At 40.1% G+C, this 5,537-nt stretch carries 2 protein-coding genes; both read left to right on the top strand.

The window, feature by feature from the left end; translation table 11 throughout:
- A partial coding sequence (locus QM911_RS09690; protein ID WP_414313864.1) for an SIALI-17 repeat-containing surface protein occupies nt 1–1,888 on the top strand: 1,888 nt, incomplete at its 5' end.
- Between the two features lie 1,083 nt (nt 1,889–2,971).
- The coding region (locus QM911_RS09685) for an accessory Sec-dependent serine-rich glycoprotein adhesin (RefSeq protein ID WP_414313863.1) at nt 2,972–5,537 on the top strand (2,566 nt) is incomplete at its 3' end.

The raw sequence follows: 5,537 nt of genomic DNA, 5'->3' as shown, positions 1-5,537 counted from the left end.
CAAAGCCTTGCAAGTAGCTCTAACTTCTATCAACCAGCTTCAAGCGACTCCGAAAGAGGAACCAAAACCAGAGGAACCAGCTCAACCAGAAGAGCCTAAGATTGACTACGACAAGGCAATGGCAAGTCTGGCAGAGGCCATCCGAAACAAGACCAAGGAACTAGGTGACGATAAGGAAGCTAAGAAGAAACTAGTTGAGTTGTCAGAACAAGCTCTTGTATCTATCCAAGAAGCTAAGAGTCAAGATGCAGTAGACCAAGCCTTGCAAGCAGCTCTAACTTCTATCAACCAGCTTCAAGCGACTCCGAAAGAGGAACCAAAACCAGAGGAACCAGCTCAACCAGAAGAGCCTAAGATTGACTACGACAAGGCAATGGCAAGCTTGGCAGAGGCTATTCAAAACAAGACCAAGGAACTAGGCAACGATAAAGAAGCTAAGAAGAAACTAGTCGAGTTATCAGAGCAAGCCATCGCAGCCATCGAAGCAGCCAAAACTCAAGATGCAGTAGACCAAGCCTTGCAAGCAGCTCTAACATCTATCAACCAGCTTCAAGCGACTCCGAAAGAGGAACCAAAACTAGAGGAACCAGCCCAACCAGAAGAGCCTAAGATTGACTACGACAAGGCAATGGCAAGTCTGGCAGAGGCCATCCGAAACAAGACCAAGGAACTAGGCAACGATAAGGAAGCTAAGAAGAAACTAGTCGAGTTATCAGAGCAAGCCATCGCAGCCATCGAAGCAGCTAAAACTCAAGATGCAGTCGATAAGGCCTTGCAAGCAGCTCTAACATCTATCAACCAGCTTCAAGCGACTCCGAAAGAGGATCCGAAACCAGAGGAACCAGCCCAACCAGAAGAGCCTAAGATTGACTACGACAAGGCAATGGCAAGTCTGGCAGAGGCCATCCGAAACAAGACCAAGGAACTAGGTGATGATAAGGAAGCTAAGAAGAAACTAGTTGAGTTGTCAGAACAGGCTCTTACTGCTATTGAAGCAGCCAAGACTCAGGATGCAGTTGATAAGGCCTTGCAAGCAGCTTTAACTTCTATCAATCAGCTTCAAGCAACTCCGAAAGAGGAAGTAAAACATTCTGTAGTTCCAACTGAAGGGGATACGGTACTAGTTCAAACTCAACCAAGTATTGAAGTAGTAGAAGAATCCATCAACTTCAAGACAGTTAAACAAGAAGATCCAACTTTGCCAGAAGGTGAAACTCGCGTAACTCAAGTAGGTCGCGCAGGCAAGGAACGTATTTTGACTGAAGTAGCACCAGATGGAAGCCGTATTACAAAACTTCGTGAAGTTGTTGAAGTGGCGCAAGATGAGATTGTGCTAGTCGGAACTAAGAAAGAAGAATCAGGCAAAACAGAGGCAGCTATCCATGAAGTACCAGAGTTTACTGGTGGTGTAAATGGCTCTGAAGCAGCTATCCATGAAGTACCAGAGTTTACTGGTGGTGTAAATGGTTCTGAAGCAGCTATCCATGAAGTACCGGAGTTTACTGGTAGTGTGAATGGTTCTGAGGCAGCTATCCATGAAGTACCAGAGTTCACTGGAGGTGTCAATGGTGCTGAGGCAACTGTTCACAGAGTTCTAAACTTTGAAGGAGGAGTTCCTGGAGGAGAAAGTCCTATTTACAAAGTCCTTGCTTTTACTGGCGGTGTAAATGGTACGACTCCAGCCACTCACGAAATCGCAACATACAAGGATGAGCAGGCGCAAGTAGTTCAGGCTATGTTACAAGACAAGATTGACCAAGCATCTGTAAATCGTAAAAACACCCTCCCAGAGACAGGTGAGAAAGAAACTACTGGCCTTGCAACATTAGGAGTTGTAGGAGCACTTCTTGGATTGTCTGCACTGGGAAAGAAAAAAGAAGATCAGTAAAATCTGTAGAACTCAAGAGGCACTTTTGAGGAAGTATAGATTTTGTGGGAAGTTATTGAAGGGCAATCGTTTTATTGAAACAAAATAATGCGATAACTGTCTTAACTTTAGAGATTAGAACCTATAGCTAATCTCAATTATAAAAAGCGAGCAAAAGGCGTTTTCTGAGGATCAGAATTCAGTCTTGCTCGCTTTTTTGGTGACGACAGTTCAGCATCTGGATGAGAGTGAAAAGAGTCAAAATTCATTTCTTATACTCATTTATAGTGGATTGAAATAAGATATGAACAAACGGATTAGGAAAGTCAAATTAATTTCTAATACTCAATGAAAATCAAAGAGCAAACTAGGAAGCTAGCCGAAGGCTGTACTTGAGTACGGCAAGGTGAAGCTGACGTGGTTTGAATTTGATTTTCGAAGAGTATAAAACCATTTTAGAATCCTTGGTGTACTATTCTAGATTCAATCAATTATAAAATCAAAAAGAGCAGAAATTTCCACAACATAAGCACATCTGGTAAAGTTCTTTTTAAAGACTCTTTCCTTGCTTTCCTAGGATACATTGATTAGATAGTAAATTTCCAATTTTATACATGTGTTTCAATATTTCTTAAGTATCTTGTCAACAAAGAAGTGCCCCTTGATTTTAAATGAGTATTTAGTTATGTAACCCAGTACTTCAGGGATAAATTCACTGGCAGGTTTAGATTCATTCTACTGATACTAGAGTACAAGAAAACTATTCTCAGACTGATAGCTATCCATTTTTATCTTTTTATCTAACAATCTGGAAGCTTTGGCTTGTATTTTTTGACAGTAGCCCAGTACTTTATTGGAGATTTCATTCGTACCTTGTTTCAGCTACAGATAGTATTTGTAAAAGTGATTTAAGATCGAATTTTAGTAGTTTTTGTTTGTCTGTTTTATATAGATTTTAATAGCTTTAAACAAGTAAAATTACATATATTTTCATTGATTTTTTTCTTTTTATAATATTTTAGCGGTTTAAGGTCAAATTCCTTGCTTTTATCCATTAAAAATGTATAATGGAGATGACTAATAATGAAAATAAGGAGAAAAAAGATGTTTTTTAAACGCTCAAACGGAGAATTCCGTGAAACCGATCGAGTGACTCGTTTCAAATTGATCAAGTCTGGAAAGAATTGGTTGCGTGCATCCACTTCAAACTTTGGACTGCTAAAAGTGATTCGTGGTCAAGTCGAAGAAACTATTGTAGCTGAAGTGCGTGAAGATGCGGGAATGACAGGTCGTAGTTTCTTAAAAGGAGCTGCGGTCGCAGTGGCTGTTCTCAGCCTAGCATCGTTTGTAAACACTAGTTATGCGGATGAGTTAGGAAAGGATGAGGTTGCTACATCAGCTGTAGTGAATACTCCTGCAGTGGCCTCAGAACCAGCAGCATTGAATGAGCAAGACTCTAAAGAAGTGTTGGAAACTCTTAATGAATCTGCTACAGAGACACCTGCCTCTACAGCACCTTCGTCTGAACTAGTTGAAACTGTTCCTGTGTCAGATGATAAGACTATCTTGGAACAAAATGCTTCTGAAGCAGCCTTATTGAACAAAATCGCAGAAAAATATGCGTCTAACCATCAAAATACAGAGCAAAAAGAAGCAATCAATGATGCTGTTGCTAAAGTTCAATCAGAATTGACAGCAGGAGATAAGTTGACAGACACTGATGCAACTGCTCAAACCTATGCTGATCAGCGCGAACGATTGAGCAAGTCAGTGGATAATATGATGGCAACATTGACAGCAGCAGGTTTTGAAGGAAACACAACTGTTAATGGTGCACCAGCAATCTCAGCACAGTTGGCACCAATTTCTACAGATACTAAAGGTCCTGAAGCCACTGTACCAGCTATTTCAGATCCTAACGGTGCATCTATTGAAGATGCAGACTTCAACAAGTCTGGTTATGCCTTGGACCCAAATGAAGGTCGTTATACTTTTGGTATTTGGCAATTCCTTAAAACGAATCAATCAACTGGCAATAAAACCTATTTTGATTACTACGCAACACTTTCAGTAGATCGTTCAGCGATTAAAGGTAATCTTTCAGAGAAGCCTGATGTTTATTTGCGTATCATCAAGAAGTCTGATGGTTCTGAAGCCTTCACTCGTACTATCAAAGCTGGTGAAAGCAATATCTCGCTTCCAGGCTACATCACAGATAACAATACTGATGTTACAAATACATTGACTTATACAGGTGCTAACGGAACTGATCCTGGTAACGTGACATTCTCATTCGTTAACCCAAAACTTGAGTATGAAACACTTCAAATTCGCGACACCAACTTCCCAGGTAACGAAAACGAAGATAAACCAAACATTCAAACTTCTGTTCCATATGCAACGGTAAATCAAACAACTCACTATAAAGTAGTTGATAGCAGCAAGTACACAGAAGGAAAACTATATACACCTACTGGAAATGAGACAGATCTTGCATCTTACACTCAGACAGGTCTTGCGGGTCAACAATTTACAGCTTCAAACAACCGTGATATCCCTGGTTATAAGCATGTAGCTGCTACAACAGATTCTACTCAAAAAACATCTGGTATCCTTGGTAAAGGAGTTATAGGTCAAAAACTTGTCGAACTTCAGGGTGGAGCAAATCACTATTATGTGAAACGTATATCTGAAATCGTTGATACAGAAGGGTCAACTGTAACTAAATTCTACGCTCTTGATCCGTCTCAAGTTAATAACTTTACTACATCTGATATTGGTACAGAAGACGTATCGAAATACACGCTCATTTACACTAGTAAAGTCAATAAGGCGGGTGAAGAGTGGAAGGCTGACGAGACAAAAGTTACAAAAGTAAACAGTAAAAATGGTGATTACTATCTTGAAGTCAATGAGACTGCTGGAAGCAAATCACTCATTATTACTGGTTGGTCGTCTACTACTGAGACAGATACTTATAAACAAATGGACGGAACTTTGCATACTTATCCACGTCCATTCAAAGGTGCTCCAAATCCTACATTGACACCAGCTGGATCAGGTAATAACAGTTACAATGTCATTGCTGGTAAAGTTCCAGATATCCAAGCGGATGGATCTGTTGCCAATGACCCAACTGCTCCAAATGGTAAAGTGTACTCTCACTTGAAGGGGTATGCTTCATTCTCGAATAACTATTCAATTCCAAGTAGCCTTAAACCATCTACTGATGTAAACTACTACTTTGTCAAGTCTGATGTTAAAGGTAATGTCTATGTTCATTATAAGGATACAGAAGGAACGATCATTAAAGATTCTGTAACAGACGAAGATCAACAGCCAATCAACAAACACTATGACACACAAGATCGTCGTCCACAAGAGATTGAATTCGAAGGCAAGACTTATGAATTAGTCCCAGCTGGTAACTACACAGTAGGTGAAGTTGATAAAGAAGGTCACTTGAAGTCAACAGACCCAACAACAGGTGCAGTTGCTAAAGAGGATAAAAACGTTACCTATATCTACAAACTTAAAGAAAAACCAAAAGGTGAAGTAGTTATTACTTACGTGGATGAGAAGGGTAAAGAGATTCAAAAACCTCGTCAAGACACACCAAACTCACCATACGATACACCATATAACACTACTGAAGAAGGTGAAAAACCTA

Origin of the sequence: Streptococcus infantis (genome assembly GCF_047460825.1) — a bacterium.
In the GTDB taxonomy this organism is placed as follows: domain Bacteria; phylum Bacillota; class Bacilli; order Lactobacillales; family Streptococcaceae; genus Streptococcus; species Streptococcus infantis_V.
The sequence above is the reverse complement of the archived record's forward strand: the minus strand, read 5'-3'. Positions and strand labels throughout refer to the sequence as shown.